Source organism: Scytonema sp. PCC 10023 (assembly GCF_963920835.1).
GTDB lineage: Bacteria > Cyanobacteriota > Cyanobacteriia > Cyanobacteriales > Nostocaceae > Kalymmatonema.
In genome coordinates, this window is sequence record NZ_CAWUDP010000019.1 from 109,140 (window position 1) to 126,940 (window position 17,801).

At 40.6% G+C, this 17,801-nt stretch carries 15 protein-coding genes and 1 pseudogene; 6 read left to right on the top strand and 10 right to left on the bottom strand.

Going from position 1 to position 17,801, the window contains the following annotated elements:
- Positions 1-1,649: 1,649 nt before the first annotated feature.
- Entirely contained in the window at positions 1,650-1,802 is a 153-nt protein-coding gene (locus ACM0OZ_RS14035; RefSeq protein WP_414583428.1) for a hypothetical protein, read from the bottom strand.
- A 57-nt stretch (positions 1,803-1,859) separates the two neighbouring features.
- On the opposite strand from ACM0OZ_RS14035, the gene ACM0OZ_RS14040 reads away from it, so the two are divergent.
- From ACM0OZ_RS14040 to ACM0OZ_RS14050, 3 genes are all read left to right on the top strand, one after another.
- Positions 1,860-3,158, top strand: coding sequence for an RNA-guided endonuclease InsQ/TnpB family protein (locus tag ACM0OZ_RS14040; protein WP_414583429.1), 1,299 nt, complete (start codon positions 1,860-1,862; stop codon positions 3,156-3,158).
- 137 nt (positions 3,159-3,295) lie between these two features.
- Positions 3,296-3,562 (top strand): hypothetical protein, encoded by a 267-nt coding sequence (locus tag ACM0OZ_RS14045; RefSeq protein ID WP_414583430.1) that lies wholly within the window; start codon positions 3,296-3,298, stop codon positions 3,560-3,562.
- A gap of 277 nt (positions 3,563-3,839) precedes the next feature.
- Entirely contained in the window at positions 3,840-4,904 is a 1,065-nt protein-coding gene (locus tag ACM0OZ_RS14050) for a glutathione S-transferase family protein (RefSeq protein WP_414583431.1), read from the top strand.
- 8 nt (positions 4,905-4,912) lie between these two features.
- On the opposite strand, the gene ACM0OZ_RS14055 is transcribed toward ACM0OZ_RS14050, so the two are convergent.
- A complete protein-coding gene (locus ACM0OZ_RS14055; RefSeq protein ID WP_414583432.1) occupies positions 4,913-5,704 on the bottom strand; it encodes a DUF3891 family protein in 792 nt (263 codons plus the stop codon).
- Positions 5,705-5,916: 212 nt separating this feature from the next.
- On the opposite strand from ACM0OZ_RS14055, the gene ACM0OZ_RS14060 reads away from it, so the two are divergent.
- Positions 5,917-6,639 carry a hypothetical protein gene (locus tag ACM0OZ_RS14060; protein ID WP_414583433.1) on the top strand — a complete coding sequence of 241 codons (723 nt, stop codon included), beginning with the start codon at positions 5,917-5,919 and terminating at the stop codon, positions 6,637-6,639.
- A gap of 31 nt (positions 6,640-6,670) precedes the next feature.
- Here the strand turns inward: ACM0OZ_RS14060 and ACM0OZ_RS14065 are convergent, their stop codons facing one another.
- Positions 6,671-9,076, bottom strand: a complete 2,406-nt coding sequence (locus ACM0OZ_RS14065; protein WP_414583434.1) for a WD40 repeat domain-containing protein — start codon at positions 9,074-9,076, stop codon at positions 6,671-6,673.
- Positions 9,077-9,952: 876 nt separating this feature from the next.
- On the opposite strand from ACM0OZ_RS14065, the gene ACM0OZ_RS14070 reads away from it, so the two are divergent.
- Positions 9,953-10,138, top strand: coding sequence for a hypothetical protein (locus ACM0OZ_RS14070; RefSeq protein ID WP_414583435.1), 186 nt, complete (start codon positions 9,953-9,955; stop codon positions 10,136-10,138).
- Positions 10,139-10,194: 56 nt separating this feature from the next.
- Here the strand turns inward: ACM0OZ_RS14070 and ACM0OZ_RS14075 are convergent, their stop codons facing one another.
- Positions 10,195-10,584, bottom strand: coding sequence for a hypothetical protein (locus ACM0OZ_RS14075; protein WP_096570207.1), 390 nt, complete (start codon positions 10,582-10,584; stop codon positions 10,195-10,197).
- 314 nt (positions 10,585-10,898) lie between these two features.
- Here ACM0OZ_RS14075 and ACM0OZ_RS14080 point away from each other — a divergent pair, with 314 nt between their 5' ends.
- Positions 10,899-11,183 carry a DUF2087 domain-containing protein gene (locus ACM0OZ_RS14080; protein ID WP_414583436.1) on the top strand — a complete coding sequence of 95 codons (285 nt, stop codon included), beginning with the start codon at positions 10,899-10,901 and terminating at the stop codon, positions 11,181-11,183.
- 3 nt (positions 11,184-11,186) lie between these two features.
- Here the strand turns inward: ACM0OZ_RS14080 and ACM0OZ_RS14085 are convergent, their stop codons facing one another.
- The 6 genes and pseudogenes from ACM0OZ_RS14085 to nadC all read right to left on the bottom strand — a co-directional run bounded on the left by ACM0OZ_RS14085 (position 11,187) and on the right by nadC (position 17,423).
- Complete coding sequence (locus ACM0OZ_RS14085) at positions 11,187-12,665, bottom strand: CoA-acylating methylmalonate-semialdehyde dehydrogenase (RefSeq protein ID WP_414583437.1); 1,479 nt, start codon at positions 12,663-12,665, stop codon at positions 11,187-11,189.
- A gap of 44 nt (positions 12,666-12,709) precedes the next feature.
- On the bottom strand, positions 12,710-13,585 hold the full coding sequence (locus ACM0OZ_RS14090) for a hypothetical protein (RefSeq protein ID WP_414583438.1): 876 nt from the start codon (positions 13,583-13,585) through the stop codon (positions 12,710-12,712).
- Positions 13,586-13,721: 136 nt separating this feature from the next.
- A pseudogene (locus ACM0OZ_RS14095) lies at positions 13,722-13,829 on the bottom strand (Uma2 family endonuclease); the annotation flags it as partial.
- Positions 13,830-13,925: 96 nt separating this feature from the next.
- The gene (gene argS / locus ACM0OZ_RS14100; RefSeq protein ID WP_414583439.1) at positions 13,926-15,686 is read right to left on the bottom strand and encodes an arginine--tRNA ligase; all 1,761 of its coding nucleotides are present in this window, start codon (positions 15,684-15,686) and stop codon (positions 13,926-13,928) included.
- A gap of 99 nt (positions 15,687-15,785) precedes the next feature.
- A complete protein-coding gene (locus ACM0OZ_RS14105; protein WP_414583440.1) occupies positions 15,786-16,511 on the bottom strand; it encodes a DUF4336 domain-containing protein in 726 nt (241 codons plus the stop codon).
- Between the two features lie 51 nt (positions 16,512-16,562).
- Positions 16,563-17,423 (bottom strand): carboxylating nicotinate-nucleotide diphosphorylase, encoded by an 861-nt coding sequence (gene nadC / locus ACM0OZ_RS14110; RefSeq protein WP_414583441.1) that lies wholly within the window; start codon positions 17,421-17,423, stop codon positions 16,563-16,565.
- Between the last annotated feature and the right edge of the window lie 378 nt (positions 17,424-17,801).

The following is a 17,801-nucleotide window of genomic DNA, read 5'->3' on the forward strand; positions in this document are numbered from 1 at the left end:
AGTACGCAAAAGAATTGGAATAAAGTTTTAAGGTAAACGTAAGAAAAGCTCGTCTTTCATTAGAAGAGCAGGCAGAAGTCAGAAGACATTGAATTGTAAATTGCTACGGATTAAGGGGTGCGACCCATCATTTATTGACTTCAATTAAGGGGGGTGTGACCCATCATCAATTCAAATAAGATTAAGGGGGTGTGACCCATCATTTATTGACTTCAATTAAGGGGTATAACCCCACATTATTTACAATAAAAATAACAAAAAAGCTAGCTAGGAAAAGCTTTTCAGGCAATTTCAGCTATAATGAAAGCTAGCCAATACAGAAGACCATTTGGCTAAACAAAAGAAAACAACGTTTGATAAATTAGCAATTTGTGATGTTCTTGACATTTTTTTAAACAAATAAAAAACTTGCCAAAATGGCAACTGACATATGAGGAATGTGGTTAAATTAAAGAAGGTAAACGACTTCAAGGGTGTTGTTATCGGGGTGTATCACATACCAAATTAAATGTGATACACTTTCTACCAAAAAACCAAGGATACAAATAGAAAGTATATCTTTCAATGATGTACTCACTAGTTGTAATAACAAAGAAATATCAATAATTAGGTTTACATTTGCCGCACCAGGAATGTTCAGCCCGTACGGGCGTTGTCCTTGACCTGCACATTAGCCCCCTAAATCATGGCAGCGTCTGTACATATTCCTGTCTCTTCAGCGGTAAATGCAAGTGGGAGCGTGATAGCGTTTGGTATGCTTGCTCCCACTCTTTTTTTTATATATTTCATCAATTTTTTTAATCTTACAAAAATAACTTATAGAGGGGTATCACCCCACATTCAGCTATTGAAAACGAAACAATTGACAGTAGGAAAGCATTTTCTCTGCTGACAGTATACAAATGAAATCTCTCGAAGCTTAATCTGTGATAAAAAGAGTAACAAAAGCAAGCATTAGGCTACTTTCAAGGCAATTTACACTATAATTTCAGGTAATCCAGATAGAAGATCATGGGAGGTAAATAAAAGAGAAACTATTTTTAGAAATCACTGTATTGTGCTGTTGTATGCAGTTTAAAAGATAAATAAAAAACTTGCCAAAATGGCAACTAAGCTATGAGTAATCTGGTTAAATTAAAGAAGGTAAACGACTTCAAGGGTGTTGTTATCGGGGTGTATCACATACCAAATTAAATGTGATACACTTTTTACCAAAAAACCAAGGATACAAATAGAAAGTATATCTTTCAATGGTGTACTCACTAGTTGTAATAACAAAGAAATATCAATAATTAGGTTTACATTTGCCGCACCAGGAATGTTCAGCCCGTACGGGCGTTGTCCTTGACCTGCACATTAGCCCCCTAAATCATGGCAGCGTCTGTACATATTCCTGTCTCTTCAGCGGTAAATGCAAGTGGGAGCGTGATAGCGTTTGGTATGCTTGCTCCCACTCTTTTTTTTCTTAATTGAGTTGTCGTTAGGGTGATTTCATGTTCTTGCGCTGCATATACTCAGTCGTGGCAAGTGCAGCAAACAGATAATAAAAATTACCAAGACTTAGCGGGAGCGTGAAAGCCCTGGAGGAGCAGCAACGTAGTTGCGTACTCCGTGCTTTAGACCAGGGATGAAACGCGACACAGCAGGTTTTAACCTGCTGTCTCTGTTTCTTTTTCAAGCACCAAGCTATCAATCCATTCTTCAATTAAAGCAGTGATAGTCCTATCTTTTTGAGCCGCATATAGCATCAACTTATGTTTTCTTCTATCAGACAACCGGATTTGTAATGAATTGCTTTTCATAATGCAGAGACATTGTAATTGCGTTTATATTAATATAAACGAGAGGAGGTAAAACAAATGTATGGTTGTCAACAAAATCTAATCCATCCAAAGGATCAATTAAAAGCAGTGCTTGAGTTTATCTGTTCCGAGTCTCATAAACTCACAAATTGCGGTATATACTACGCCCGTCAACTATATTTCAAGACTGGCAAGCTGATTGGCAAGTACGACTTAGAGAAGGAATACAAAAACAACAAGCACTATCAAGTTCTGCATTCTCAGGCAGCACAACAGATTCTAAGGTCTGTCTCTGAATCATTCAAATCTTTTAAGGAACTAGACAAAAAGTATACTAAAGGCGAATTGCATTTTAAGCCAAGATTGCCCAATTATCGAAAAGGTGCTGGGTATGCACTGGTAACTTATCCCAAGCAAGCATTAAAACTTGTCGGCGATCGCATCAAGGTTCCTCTGGGTAATACCGTAAAGCGGTGGTTTAAGCTTGATAGCTTCTTGCTGCCAATGGCTTCTAATTTACAATTCGCAGAAATTAAGGAATTGCGGATACTTCCAAGAAACCAGTGTTTTTATGCTGAATTTGTCTATGAGCAAAAGTCAGCACCAGAACTTGCACTGAATCCTCAATATGCTTTAGCAATTGATCCAGGTATCAACAATTGGTTAAGTTGTGTTTCCAATGTTGGAACCAGTTTCATTGTTGATGGACGAAAGGTGAAAAGCCTTAACCAATGGTACAACAAACGCGTTAGCACCTTAAAGGAAGGTAAGCCACAAGGCTATTGGGATGAACAACTAGCCCATATAACAGAGAAGCGTAATCGACAAATGCGGGACGCTGTGAACAAGGCGGCTAAGTTAGTTGTAGACTATTGCATTAAACGTCAAATTGGTACAGTTGTTTTTGGGTGGAACCAAGGACAGCGGCAAGAGGCAACACTCGGTAAAACAACACAAACTTTTGTTCAAATACCAACAGCAAAGCTGAAAGAACGAGTTAAGCAACTATGCGAGTACTACGGTATCAAGTTTGTTGAAACCGAAGAGTCCTACACCAGCAAAGCTAGTTTTTTGGATGGCGATTTTCTGCCTACTTTCGGCGCAAAACCTGAAGGGTGGAAGCCAAGTGGAAAACGAGTTAAGCGTGGAATATATCGAACCAGGACGGGAAAACTCATCAACGCTGATTTAAATGGTGCAGCTAATATTTTAAGAAAAGTAGAGACACAATTAGGCTTGTGCCTAATCAAGGTCTGTAGGGCATTTTTGACCGTGCCTACCAGATTTCGCATCTGGGAAACCAAGACTAAAAAGCGGAGAGGGATGGCTTTAGCCTCTCTCGTAGCAACAGTTTAGAATCCCCTCGGCTGTCTTCCAGGGGAGAGGTCAAGTTCTGGCACTATGGTTACTAAATGAAGTTTGTAAATAGTTACCGGATATGCACATGAGCGCAAGTATTAACTTATAAATTCGAGATTTACCGATAAAAATCAGTGAAACAGCATAATATACAGCAGATATCACACTTTATCGTTTTAGGAAGCGATGATAAAGACCAAAGCTACCTGATTTTGGAGTACAACGCGACACAAAGAAGCGAACCTGAAGTTTACTGGTGCCATGCAAATCAGCTTATAACAGTGGGAGACGTGGTTCGAGGTAAGTTGCTTCCTGCAAAGCATTTAAAGGTAACTGAGGATGCTTTCCTGACCTCAGAACATCAAGAAGACTCTCTACCTACACTACTGGTGGAGGAGTAAACAAGAATAGCTTATTATTAGGTTGATCGGTTCAAACCCTAAAGTTAAATAGCACTGATTTCCTAAAAAGTATCAATCAGAATGTGGTGGAGTAGATGCGTACTGTTGACAGGAAATATGAAATATATATGTAGTACATCCTTGTATCATATATGCTGCGATCGCTTACGCGGCTGGCTCTCGAATACACATCGGGGCGCTGTATGTGGTATTTTATATAAAAGTGGTGGAAAGTAAACTGTATGAATCCCTATCAGGGATTGAAATGAAATAAAATATGTCACAACATACCTTTTCACCACCACCAGCAGACAAAAAATCCAGAAACAAGAAGGGCAAGTCACTTCCTCCAAAGCTCATAATTAGGTTGGGAAAGTTTGTCTGGACGACGATGTGGCAGATAATGATGTCGAAACTAGCTCCTAGCAATAAGTCGGGAGAGTACATTCGACCAAATAGCCAATTCCGAAACTTTATTGGCACGCAGGAAGGCAATCTATATCAACCAGCAATGGGGCGCTACAATCTCATGGTTGGGCTGGGTTGTCCTTGGGCACATCGTACTCTTGTTGTTCGGGCGCTCAAAGGGCTTGAAGAAACAATATCAGTAACAATTGTGTCACCTTCTCCAATTGAAGGAGGTTGGGTGTTTAACCAGGAATATGAGGGTTGCACTACGCTTGCTGAATTGTATGAGCAAGCAGAACCTGGCTACGGTGGACGCTTTACAGTTCCCGTGTTGTGGGACAACCAGACAAAGAGTATTGTCAACAACGAGAGCGCGGAGATTATAGTGATGCTAAACTCCGAGTTCAACGAGTTTGCTAAGAATCCTACGCTAGACCTGTACCCACAAGAACTTAAAGAAAAGATTGATTCATGGAATGAGAGGATTTACACAAACGTAAACAACGGCGTGTATCGTTGCGGCTTTGCTCAGACACAGGAAGCATATGACAAAGTTTGTCATGAACTGTTCACCACGTTAGATGAAATTGACACAGTTCTGAATGCCAGTCGATTCTTATGTGGAAACAGTGTGACACTGGCGGATGTCCGTTTGTTCACAACGTTATTCCGGTTTGATGCTGTGTACTATGGGCTTTTTAAGTGCAACCGCAGAAGAATTCAGGACTATCAGAACTTGGGACCTTACCTGCGTGATTTGTATCAACTTAAAGGCGTTGCTGACACGTGCGACTTGGAGAGTGTAAAACAGGACTACTACGGAAATTTGTTCCCGCTTAATCCTGGCGGTATTATTCCATCCGGTCCTGATCCGACGTTCCTCAAAGAACCACATAATCGTGAGAATATGGGCAAGGAAGCACATCCTGTATAAAAAACTTCCTATTCTGGTCTCAAGGTAGTCCTCAGAGTTACGGCGCGATCGCTCATCAAAGCCTCTCGCATCGCTTTTTCATCGCTAAAAGTCTGGTGTAAAAGCCGTCCCTCATAAACCAAATCTACTTCAGTTTCTTGAAAAGACCACGGAGATACTGCTACTTGATGATAGTTATCTTTAACTTCTTTCAATGTGAGCTTGAGTGTAATTTCACCGTTCATCGTCGGTACCTCAGAAACCTGTGCTTCAGAAGTAAATCCTTGACATAAAATTATTGATAGTGCGTCCCATGTAGCCACTAGCTTTTTATTATGCTCGATGACTTCTGATGTTGTGTAAGCTGTATAGTATGGGTCATTTTTGAGAAAAGCAATAAGCTGTTCTTGGAAAGCATACTCGCGCTTGAGGAAGTCCTGCACGATTTGAGAAGAAGTTTGTGAGTTCTGCCAGGTTGTAAATCTTTCATATAATCCTGTTCCATGAAGTGAGACCAGTAGTGCTACGTACCTACCTAAAGGAAGTGCAAGATGTTTAGCGCCACACCAAATGTTTATATGCTCTTGTGTTGAAAGTTCCGTGAATTTATGGGGGTAGCCAGTTTGTGGGTTCAGCGTGGGGGCTTGTTCCCAATAAAGCCAACCAATGTCATGTTGTTCCGCACCGAAACAAACTTCTTTTTTTGGAGCAAACTGACCAAAATGTTCATTTCCCCAAGCTTGTGCTAATTGACCTGAAAGCCAAGCGTGATTTGGTTGAGTGATGCAAATAAGTCCCTGTTTTGTTAAACGATGCAGCATGAGTAAAAAGCTCAAAGCAATGTTCTGCTCTTTATTCTGAACTAATCGCTAAACAAAAAACTGATGCTACATGAATGAAATAACGGCTAAGCAAATCTTCCATTAGGTACTTGTTACGCTTACAGAGACAGATTTTTTGAACCCGGACGCAAAGTCGTGGGAAATGTACATAAAAAACTATGAATCCTAAAACCCCAAATAGGAATTTGGTTATGTTCAAGCGACTTTTGTTACTGTTATGTTGTGCGATCGGCGGTACTGGTGCTGTTTTATTTTTCTTTTTGCAACAAGCAATTCAGCTACCTGCTGAACAGACAAATCCATCGTCAATAGTAAGCTCACCTGCGAACACTGAGCAAACCCAAACCCAGATTCAACAATCACAACAGCAAGTTTTGAGTAAAATTTTCGAGCATCTTAAAGACTCAAATGCTAAAGGTGAAGTCCAATTAGATGCTAATGAAGTTAATACGCTTATTGTTTCAGGAATCGCTAAAACAATTGATAAAAGTCGGCTTGCTCAAGCAGTAGTCAGTACAAATACTCAAATTCAAGATGGCAAAATATCCGCAGGTGCAGTGATTGATTTAAGAACAATTCCCGTAAAAGAGTTACCAGCAGAGGAACAAGCAGCAATTTCTCAACTGCTATCAACTGTACCAATTTTAAAATACCGCCCCATATATATAGAGGTTGAAGGAAAACCTTCGATCCACAACAAACAAGTAACGTTGGATGACAAAACACGCGTTAAGCTTGGAAATCTTAGCTTTACTCTCTCGGATATGTACCAGCGTTTTGGCATTTCCGAAGAAAGCGTAAAGCAACAAGTTTCCAAGGAATTAAAGAATCTACCCGTGGAAGTAAAAGACGTTGAAGTTATGGGCGATCGCCTAGTCGTTCGTGGTCAGTGGCTTCACGATAAGAAAACCTGAAGCGTTACGATTCTAAAGATACCAGAGATGGTCAAACTTTGCCTTTAAATATCTGCCAAATTTTGATTGTTTTGTCAGAACTACCACTCATAATAAACTCACCATCTGGGCTGATTGCAACAGAATTGACTGCTGCTGAATGTCCGTTCAGGGTTTGCAGCAATTCTCCAGTGTCTAAACACCATATTTTAATCGTTTTATCAGCACTAGCGCTCACAAGAATTTGTCCAAACTCACCTTCGCCGTAAACTTTGTTTTTGTGGCGATTGCCTACCGTGTTTGGAAATACGGGAACAGGGCTGACAACGACAGATTTTACTTCATCTGAATGTCCAGTCAGAGTATACAATACGTCACCCGTGTCCAAATGCCAAATTTTGATGGTTTTGTCTGCACTACCACTGATCAAGATTTGTCCATCAGGAGAAATGGCTATTGCTTTCACCTCCCCTAAATGCCCACTTAAGGTACGTAATGGTTCCCCTGTACGTGGATCCCATATTCTAATCTTATGATCACTGCTACCACTGGCGAGGATTGTACCATCTGGGCTGATAGCAGCCGCATAAACTGCGGATGAATGCCAAAGGGTACAAATGCGATCGCCTTTGTGCAAATTCCAAATCTTGATTTTGTTACTACCACTAGCAACAATTTGTCCATCTGGGCTGATAACTACGAAGTTAACAGGTTTTTGATGCCCTAAAAGAGTATGCAGTAGTTTACCAGTACCTAGACGCCATACTTTGACGTTACTTCTGGGATGTTCACAACTTCCAACAGCGAGCAAATTTCCATCAGGGCTAATAGCCACAGATGAAACTTCTCCTATATTGTCAGTTAAAGTGCGGATAACTTTGCCTGTGCTAAAATTCCAAATTTTAATGGTTTTATCTGCACATCCACTTACCAAAGTTTGCCCATCTGGACTAATGGCTACAGATGTCACTTTATCAGAGTGTTCAGTCAAAGTGTGGCACAGATAAGCATATTGCTCTTGGCGTTTGTGTTTCAGGTTAGCGATCACATGCAAAAGTTCTTCAACATAGGTCATACTGTGGTGATCGCCAGCTGCTGCAAAAAATTCTCTTAACTTTTTGACATATTCCTCATCTTCTATTCTCAAAGCTGATTGCATCGCCTTTAATGGATGGCTTCCTTGCTGCTGAGGAACTTGACGTAGTTGCAACCATGTGGTAAGTGAGTAATCTACCTGTTCCTTTGCAGATGTCTCATCGGGTAAATGTGATAAACTCTGTGCCAATTCCAACGCCAACTCAGGAATCCAGTAACGTCGCTCCACCTCTAGAGCTTGGTAAAGTTGTTTATATCCTGCGGTGAACGCTTGCAGTGATTTTAAATCAACAGTATCTGTCAGCAAATTCGGCAGTAATTCAGGTAGAAGCGGAGGAACATCATGATGAACTAAGTGATAAGCATCTGCTACCCAACCAGCAGCTAGAGTATGACATGTAATCAAAACTTGGCAAAGTTTTTCAATATCCTGATGATTAATTTCGTATTGTAACGATAGCTTACTGATGTCAATTCCCTTTTCTTTCCATTTTTCTGACTTTTCCAATATTGCTAAATTCGCAACATTTTCTCTACCAACATTATTAATTTCTTCTAAGCTTTCTCCCAGTGCAAGCAACTCATCTCTGATTGTTTTCCACTCTAAAGCACGATTTTTTGCAGAATTATAAACAATTTCTTTATAGGGTAGCCGAGAAATCGTTTTATAGTAATAATTGTCTTGTCCAATTCCCCAATAACCAATCCGAAAATTTAGATAATCTCCATCAGCTTCCGACTCTAAAATTAAAATAGGCTCTGTTCTCAACATTCCAAACAGAGCCTTAATACTTGATTCACTATGAAAACGCTTACTATCCCAAGCTCCTGCTAAAAACTCTGTCGGTCTTACTGGATTATGTAGCGAGTAATGCTTGTTGAGAAACTCGCGTAAACCTTCAGCTAACATGAACTCAATATCTGAAATGTCTTCTCCTGTATTATCAAATTTATCAAACTTGATTTTAGGAGGAGCCAGGAAAATTTTTAGCGGAGTGCGTTGATGACTGACTTGAGATTCTAAAATTTGCGAAGGCGATAATCGCAAAGGCCAACTTTCAAAAATTTTATGAACTTCTGGTAACTTGAGTGCTGTTTCTCGCTGATGCGTTGCTATCTGTAATTGTGTTTTGTGATAGTAAAAAGCTGATTCCTGTTGCTGAATTTTTTCTTTATCAAATCCTCCTGCATAAGTGATGGTCTGAGTTGAACCGTTAACAGATTGGATAAATTGTTGAATATGTTCCGGTGGTTGGTATTTTTCTATAGCTGGACGTTCTTCATTTCTCTTTTCTAGGAGAGTTGCAATGATAGGTGCCAACTCTAATACCAGTTGAATAAGTAAATTTACTCCTTGTTCCATACAAAGACGCCTGCCAAGTCAATACAATTAACTGTGTTTAATATTTATTTCGATCATAGCTTGATTGTGTGAGACCCTGCTATCAATCCAGGAAGTGCAGATACTGCTTATCCTACTACTTGCTGGCATCTCTCTTTATCAACAAACAAAGAATATGCAAGAATTCAGAAAAAAATAACTTATGGAAATGTTTAACTAAAAATAATAGTTAAAACAAGTTAAAAAGATACAAAAATAGATTTAACAACCCAATTAAGAATTTATCTCATGACTAAATATTTTTCTATAAACAAGGTAAAAGGAGAAGAAAACACCTCAATGAGCTTTATAAAAGCGAATTCAGAATTTATCTTGCGTTCAGACGCGAATTTTTCGGTAAGGTGTGTGGAAAGCTCGGTTCCAGACACCCTTACAAAACGTGTATAGAGAGAAAAATTAGAATCTTACACCCAGTAGTCGGTTAATTCCCCGAACAGAGTTATAACCAACATCAACCAAAACGTTATCGCTAGCGCCTAAGAGAACCCTGACTGAAAAGACAACACCTTTATCTACCCAATAGTATCTACGAGCGCGTCTGCTTTAAATTTATGGGTAAATGAATCGCTGAAAGCCAGTAAAAATAAACTTTTTAGACTTTGGATTCTTCACAATTTTAGCCTAGATGCGCTACTACTAGCTAGGGTTAGGATGAGATGAGGTGAGTTTGAATCCACAAGCTATCCCTGGATCTAAGCAAGTGAGGCGATCGCTCAAGTAGCATTAAAATCTACTTAAATACCAACATTATGCCTAGTTTTGGGGTCTTGAGTTATAAAAAAGCTGGTTTTATTCTTACTGTTAATCGTTCCTGACAGCCGTGGGAGTGTCAAAGCTTTGGTAAATGCTAACAACCGCTTTCAGGAACGGGCAACTCAAGAAGCGACTCACACAGAGTTATTTATTCTGGCGCATCGAGAGAACACCCATCGGATCAATGTTGGCTTTGACGGTACTTGGATATTACTCGGCGGTATCCTAGCTGGTATGGAAATACTAGGAATAGTGCAAACACACCAGTAAGTTGTGTGGAATACTAAATTCCACACACCTTAAGAACAGGTGTATACAGAGAAAAATTAGAATCTTACACCCAGTTGTCCGTTAATTCCTCGAACAGAATTATAACCAACACCAACGAAAACGTTATCGCTAGCGCCTACTTGAACCCCGCCGGAAAAGGCAACACCTTTATCTGCTGAATAGTATCCCAGTCCCACATATGGTGAAATTACGGGCAAACTAATAAATCTTAGTACATCTACACCGACAGCACCGTCAGGACCAAATCCTAACTCTGCTCCCAAATTTAAAGCTCTAGCACCTACAGAATAGGTAACATCACCTTCTTGACTACCAACTGACACCCAAGGTTGCGGTACTATTTGAGCATGAGCATTTTGTGGGGTAAGTAAAGTTAACAAACTTAGTGATGCGAACAGTGTTTTCGCAATAAACGCATTTTTCACGTTCTACTCCTTCACTTCGTGCAACATTGTAATTTTTTTATCTGAACGACCACGAAAAAAAAAGACTACGTAGATAGATAGCAACAGAATTTACTGCTGCTGAATTTCCAAGAAGTATTTGCAGCAGTTTGCCCGTCGTATGCTGACTGCTGTTAACCGAGGTTTGTCCAGTATGACTTATAGTGACGAAATTATCCTTGATTAAGTGCCTAGTTTAAGCATTGGGTTGAGTCGGTTTTCCAAAAAACGATGCAAACTGGTCATTTGTCTTAATGTTTCTTTATAGCCTAGTTTACATAGCACTAAAGCCAAGTATGGATAATTACCTAGACGAACTCAAAAGCTATCTGGATGAACTGGGACGTGTGAAAGAATGGCCCTCAAAGCGCAACAAGGGAAAGTTTCAAAAATTGGTGTTGGAGTATTTAGCGTCAAAGTTTGAGGTCGATGTCATTTACACAGAAAAAGAGGTGAATGCACTGCTGAATCAGTACCACACCTTTGGCGATCCCGCACTGTTGCGACGAGAGTTATTTGAGAGAGGGTTAATTGACAGAAAGCGGGACGGTTCCGCTTACTGGTGTAATATTCAAATCTAAGATTTAAAATTGACGTGACCAATCCTTGGGCCAGCGTTCTACTACGACTTTAGTTTGGGTAAAAAACTCTACCGCGTGATTGCTTTGACCGTGTAAATCACCAAAAAAGCTTTCTTTCCAACCGCTAAATGGGAAAAATGCCATCGGTGCAGCAACACCGATATTGATGCCAATATTACCAGCCTCAGCTTCGTAGCGGAACTTACGCGCAGCAGCGCCACTGTTGGTGAACAAACAAGCCATATTGCCGTATTGACCGCTGTTGACTAAGGCGATCGCCTGATCAATAGTATCTAAATGTATCAAACTTAGCACTGGACCAAAAATCTCTGTACTGGCGATTTCACCTGCTGGATCAACATTTTGCAAAATCGTGGGACGGATAAAATGACCTTTTTCATAACCAGATATATTAGGATGTCGCCCATCTACCAACACCGTCGCCCCTTCATCTGCCCCTTTTTGAATTAAACCCTCAATTCGTGTCTTACTCTCGGTTGTAATGACAGGTCCCATTTCTACATTTTGATCTAAACCATTACCGACAACCCGCTTTTTGGCAGTCTCAGCAATAGCTTCTGTAAACGTCCGACGTGCTTCTCCCACAGTCACAGCTATTGAAGCAGCAAGACAACGTTGCCCAGCACAACCGAAAGCACTATCAGCAGCAATGCGTGTCGTCATTTCAAAATCTGCATCTGGCAAAACAATCAGCGGATTTTTCGCACCGCCTTGGCATTGGACACGTTTGCCATTTGCCGCTGCCCTACTATATATATATTTAGCAACTGGTGTAGAGCCAACAAAGCTAATCGCTCGAATTTGTGGATGATCTAAAATTGCATCTACAGCTTCTTTCGCACCATTGACTAAATTAATCACACCTTTGGGCAATCCAGTCTTTTCTAGTAACTGGAACACTTTTTGCATTGTCAGTGGTACTTTTTCCGAAGGCTTGACGATGTATGTGTTGCCACAAGCAAGGGCATAAGGCATGAACCAAAAGGGAATCATCCCTGGAAAATTAAACGGGGCGATCGCCGCAGCAACTCCCAAAGGTTGCCGAATCATCATTTCATCAATACCCTTGGCAACATCTTCCAAGATAGTTCCCTGCATCATCATCGGAATACCGCAGGCAACTTCCACATTTTCAATGGCGCGGCGCATCTCACCTGTGGACTCTGCCAAAGTCTTACCACATTCCAGCGTGATTGTGCGAGCCAAATCCTCTAAATGCTCTTCTAACAGATTTTTAAGTTTAAATAGATACTGCACTCGTTCCGTGGGTGGAGTGCGTCGCCAACTCACAAAAGCTTCTGCTGCAGTTTCAGCAGCTTGGTTGATCTCAGATGCTGGTGATAGAGGGACTTTAGCCAGTACCTCTGTTGTCGCTGGGTTGATAACATCCAAGTATTCTGTAGCGCTAGATGTACACCACTGACCATTAATGTAGTTGGGTAAGGTATGATTTGCGTTCATAAGGGCGATGTGAAATTTGCAAAATTGTAGATGCAGCAATATGACTACTTTGTTTTTGTTTTTGTTTTTGTTTTTACTTTAATCTCATCACTAGAGCCGTATGGAATATCTGTGCATTGTGTTTTTAATATCAAATCATGAACAGCATCTGCACCTTTCCTAATACTTTCTGTTAATACACCAATACCAACATCTAACTGAGGCTTAACCTCATCACGTGTTATCACTTTCTCGGAATGTATTCTCTCAGTGGCAAACTCTCTCACGGAGATTTGTTTCCCTTTGTTGAAAAAAGCAGCATACTGAGAAGCTCTGAACTCATGAACAAATGAACATCGATAGAACTTATAGATAAGCGCAGCGTATGTAAACTTTGCAAGTTCAGTGTCTATATTCTCGATAGTTAAATAAGGTTCAATTGGGCTGTGTTGGTGACAATTTTCATACACAACCTTGATTTCATCAATTATGGGATCACAGTACACCCTATGGGATTCACGTTCACATCTGTTGTTTATCCATCTATTCTTCATTTCTTGTCTGAAAGGTCCTTCAATATCCTGTCTTTCTAAGAAGTAATTAAGGAAAGGAGTGCTTACACGCTCCAAATCCTGATCTACCTTCAGGTGAAGTAAAAAAGAGACAAACCGCTTTTGGTTGCTGGTTTGGTTGCAGGTTATCGCTTTTATTGCTGGGTTGAGTGCCTGCCATGTAGACGATAAAGCATCCAAAGCTGCACAACCTATAATGTAAGAATCAGTGTACAAATTGTCAAAAGGGTTATAATCCTCTGGTGGCATCGCTATGAGATCCCCTTCAATGCCTGCCTTTCCACCCATCAACCTTTCACAAAGCAAAGCTTTATAGTAGTAAAATTTTTTAACACGATCAGCAAAATCTCTAACTTGATTAACTTCCATAACTTACTACTTATACTACATTTGTCTAGTTAATGTAGTATAAGTTTGATTATATTTCCAGACACAAGAGTGCGATTGGCTTTGCCACTGCCCCTTGGGCAATCGCTCTCCTGTTGGTTGGATTGAACCAAGCTCGCATTGGCTTTTGAATAATTTGACCATCAGTATACTCGCTAGCAGGTGTGGTTTCCGGTAGCTTGAGAAACTCTTCCAAAGTCAGTGGCTTAGATGGTGTCCGTACCATTTGCGATCGCCTCCCAAGAAGTTGTACTTTGCGTCTACGCACCTTCATAATTTCAAACTATAAAGGCGCAAAGGACACGAAGAAAGATATTGCTTTCTACATTCTCTCTAAAACTCCAATTCCCAACAACGAGAGTCCCAGCTTTAGAGTTCTAGCTGTTAAATCACACAGCACCAGCCGCGATGTTCGCGCAGGTTCCTCAGCTTTGAGAACAGGGCAATTTTCGTAGAACTTGTTAAATTTATCGCTTAGTTGATACAAATACTCACACAAGCGATTTGGCAGCAAATCTTTTTCAACTTCACTAATAACTTCATCCAGTTGTAATAAATGCTTTGCCAGCGTTAATTCTGTTTCTTCCCGCAGGATAATTTTGGCATCTGCTCCTAGCTTTTTATAGTCAATGTTACCTTCACGACTAATGCCCTGAGTTCTAACATAAGCATAGAGCATATACGGCGCTGTGTTGCCCTTAAGTGCTAGCATCTTTTCGTAGCTAAAGATGTAGTCGCTGGTGCGGTTTTGGCTTAAATCAGCGTATTTCACCGCACTGATGCCAATGATCTGGGCAACATTGCTGATGAACTCTTCAGTTTCAGAGCGCTCTTCTTCTTTTATTCTGTTTTCTATGTCTGCACGAGCATGGGCGATCGCACCATTCAACAATTCCCGTAACAGCACAGCTTCCCCAGAACGAGTTTTCAGCTTTTGACCATCTTCACTCAGCACCAAACCAAAGGGAGCGTGAACAAATTCTACATCGTCCGTAATCCAACCAGCCTTTCTTCCTACCTGAAAAATTTGGGTAAAGTGATTTTTCTGTTCTGCACCAACTGGGTAAATCACCCGTTGCACCTTATCTACTTGAACCCTGTAGCGGATTGCTGCTAAATCTGTAGCGGCGTAGTTATAGCCTCCATCTGACTTTTTAACAATTAGGGGTAAAGGTTCACCCTCCCTGTTAGTAAAGCCTTCAAGGAAGACACATTTTGCCCCCTGATTTTCTACTAACAGACCTTTTTTATCCAATTCCTCAACCACTTCAGGAAGCAAAGCATTATAAAATGACTCACCCCGTTCAATAAAAGGAGCAATCCCCAGCAAATCGTAAATAACTTGATATGCTCTACTGGAAAGTTGACAAACTATCTTCCATGCCAGCAGTGTTTTTTCATCCCCTGCTTGTAGTTTTACCACAGCTAGACGAGCTGCTTCCTGAAATTGCTTATCTGCATCAAACCGTTTCTTTGCCTCACGATAAAATGAAGACAAGTCACCTAAATTTAAAGTCTCAGTGGTAGTCAACGCTTCTGGATATGCTTCTTCTAGGTAGGCGATAAGCATTCCAAACGGCGTTCCCCAATCACCCACATGACTAATCCGCTGGACTTCATGACCAACAAATTCTACAATTCGGGAAAGGCAATCTCCAATGACTGCTGGACGCAAATGCCCTACGTGCATTTCTTTGGCAATATTCGGGCTAGGGTAATCTACAATCACCCGCTTGGGATTTTTAGTTAGTGCTATTCCTAACCTTGAATCTCCCTGAATTGCTTTGAGTTGTGCTTCTAAATATTCTGTTTTCAGCTTCAAATTGATAAAACCAGGACCAGCCACTTCTGGCGGTTTGCAAATGTCTGATACATCAAGTTTGTCAACGATTTGTTGTGCGATCGCCCTTGGTTGCTGTCCCAACTGCTTTGCTAAAGGTAAAGCAACATTTGCTTGATAATCACCAAATTTAGGATTGCTAGCTGAAACTAAAATTGGGTCTACTCCAGCATATTCTGTGCCAAAAGCTGCGCCCAAAGCCTCTTGCAATTTAACTTTTAGTTCTTCTTGTGTAGCTTTCATGTTTATTGGTTTTTCTATAATTAAGGTTATTTTATCTACTTATCATCCATTCACTGCCAATATATCGCAATACAATATTACGCTGCATCCATTGACATATTAACTTTTTTTGCTCAAAGTGGTCTTCTCAAAAACCCATTCATACCCTTGTTTGAGTTTTTGCTTTCCATTTGTTTCAATAATGGTACCGTGAGCCATAATGATTCGATCAAAGTCCCAACCAAGTATCTTCTCAACGGATTTTTTTACCTTTTCTTTATCGGTTGTAGCTAATTTGTCTAAGCGTGATGGGCTCAATACCTTGTATGACCCCAAAATCTGGGCTGCAAACCGCGTTTTTAAAGAAAAGGTTTCATCAAAATGAAAGGCTATATCGGTCAATATCAAAGTCCGGCTTTTCTGATGGAAGAAGACAAACTCATTAACTATTGATGTTCCACTTAAATCAAGAACTTTAAACCCGTCAAACAATAAATAATCAACTTGTTCCTGAATGCTACCTTCTTTATGAGTTATCACTTTATCAAAAGAGAGTTCGGGTCTTTTAGAAACTAAACCTGGTACAACCCAAAGCTGCGCTTTTTTGTAAATGGACTTCAAGTCATATACAAAAAGATGGTGATATAGATTTGGCGCAATAATATAAGCAACGTTACCAATTTCATTGAGTTGTTCAATAGTAGTTTTGTCAGACTGAATTGGGGAAATAACTATTAATTCGCCGCTTGTTAGGCGAATAACTGTCATCCGCGTACCAACCTCAAGTCCCCAATACTTTAACGGTTGTTCTGCAACCCAAATATTGTTGTCGATTTCTCTGAGCATGCTTTATCGCTCACAAGCAGTGTGAATCAACTTCAGAATACTTTAATATTGTTACCGTCGAATCCTCATACTTAAATCCAACCAAGAGGATTGAGTAATTGGCGCACTACTAGAAATATAGTCTACTCCTGTCTCGGCAACTGCACGGATAGTTTCTAAAGTAATATTGCCAGAGGCTTCGATTTTAACCCGACTATCATGCTGTCGAATCATCTGCACCGCTTGATGCATCATGTCAAGAGGCATATTGTCCAACATAATAATGTCAGCCTTATGCTGCAAAGCTTCCTCCACCTCGTGTAAACTTTCCGTTTCTACTTCAATCGTTAACGGATAAGGAATATATTGGCGAATGCGGGAAATTGCTTTGCCAATTCCTCCAGCAGCGGCAATGTGATTGTCTTTAATCATGACTGCATCATCCAGCCCCATTCGGTGATTTACCGCTCCTCCCACAGTAGTTGCGTACTTTTCCAATAGTCTCAGCCCTGGTGTGGTTTTGCGCGTATCCACTAGTTTTGTGGGTAACTCAGCAATTTGCTCTACATATTTCCTAGTTAGGGTGGCAATGCCACTTAGACGCATAACTATATTCAGAGCAACCCTTTCTCCCGTTAGTAGTGCATCCAATGAACCATCCATTTCAGCTACCACTTCTCCCGGCTGACAAGAACTCCCCTCACCCACAACAGCCACAAAGCTGACTTTTTCATTCAAAAGCTGAAATACCCTTGCCGCGACTGGTAAACCCGCTATGACCCCAGGCGCTTTCGCAAGCCACTTCGCTTGTCCTACTTCTTGACTTATTAGAGCACCTGTTGTGCGATCGCCCCGACCAATATCCTCCAACAACCAATCACGCAACAGTGGGTCTATGACAAGCCTTGGCGGCAAAACACCAAAATTGCTCACAGCTTTATTGCTTCCTTCACGAGTTTCAGAAATTACTATACCCTAAAGTCTTTACAACGTAGGGCTTTCAGGAATCTTTCAACTTTTTTTGGAAAAATTTTGAAAAAGGAGTTGACAATCCAGGAGTGGGTGGATATATTAAATAAGTGCCTGAAGAGCGGACGCCGAAACAACGGCAAAGCCAAAGGCTCAGGACCTTGAAAATTTTATAGTTTTGAAAGCTAGTATACACCTTAAGCGTTGCGGTAGTAAACAATAAAAACCGAAGCTGAGGGTTAAAAAAATCAGCTAACAGATGAGCGTACACAAGTGATATTTACTCGTGTACAAGGAATCAAAACGGAGAGTTTGATCCTGGCTCAGGATGAACGCTGGCGG

Coding starts and splice junctions, on each gene's coding strand:
- ACM0OZ_RS14035 (WP_414583428.1), bottom strand. CDS start 1,802: ATGAAAAGCAATTCATTACAAATCCGGTTGTCTGATAGAAGAAAACAT.
- ACM0OZ_RS14040 (WP_414583429.1), top strand. CDS start 1,860: ATGTATGGTTGTCAACAAAATCTAATCCATCCAAAGGATCAATTAAAA.
- ACM0OZ_RS14050 (WP_414583431.1), top strand. CDS start 3,840: ATGTCACAACATACCTTTTCACCACCACCAGCAGACAAAAAATCCAGA.
- ACM0OZ_RS14055 (WP_414583432.1), bottom strand. CDS start 5,704: ATGCTGCATCGTTTAACAAAACAGGGACTTATTTGCATCACTCAACCA.
- ACM0OZ_RS14060 (WP_414583433.1), top strand. CDS start 5,917: ATGTTCAAGCGACTTTTGTTACTGTTATGTTGTGCGATCGGCGGTACT.
- ACM0OZ_RS14065 (WP_414583434.1), bottom strand. CDS start 9,076: ATGGAACAAGGAGTAAATTTACTTATTCAACTGGTATTAGAGTTGGCA.
- ACM0OZ_RS14080 (WP_414583436.1), top strand. CDS start 10,899: ATGGATAATTACCTAGACGAACTCAAAAGCTATCTGGATGAACTGGGA.
- ACM0OZ_RS14085 (WP_414583437.1), bottom strand. CDS start 12,665: ATGAACGCAAATCATACCTTACCCAACTACATTAATGGTCAGTGGTGT.
- ACM0OZ_RS14090 (WP_414583438.1), bottom strand. CDS start 13,585: ATGGAAGTTAATCAAGTTAGAGATTTTGCTGATCGTGTTAAAAAATTT.
- argS (WP_414583439.1), bottom strand. CDS start 15,686: ATGAAAGCTACACAAGAAGAACTAAAAGTTAAATTGCAAGAGGCTTTG.
- ACM0OZ_RS14105 (WP_414583440.1), bottom strand. CDS start 16,511: ATGCTCAGAGAAATCGACAACAATATTTGGGTTGCAGAACAACCGTTA.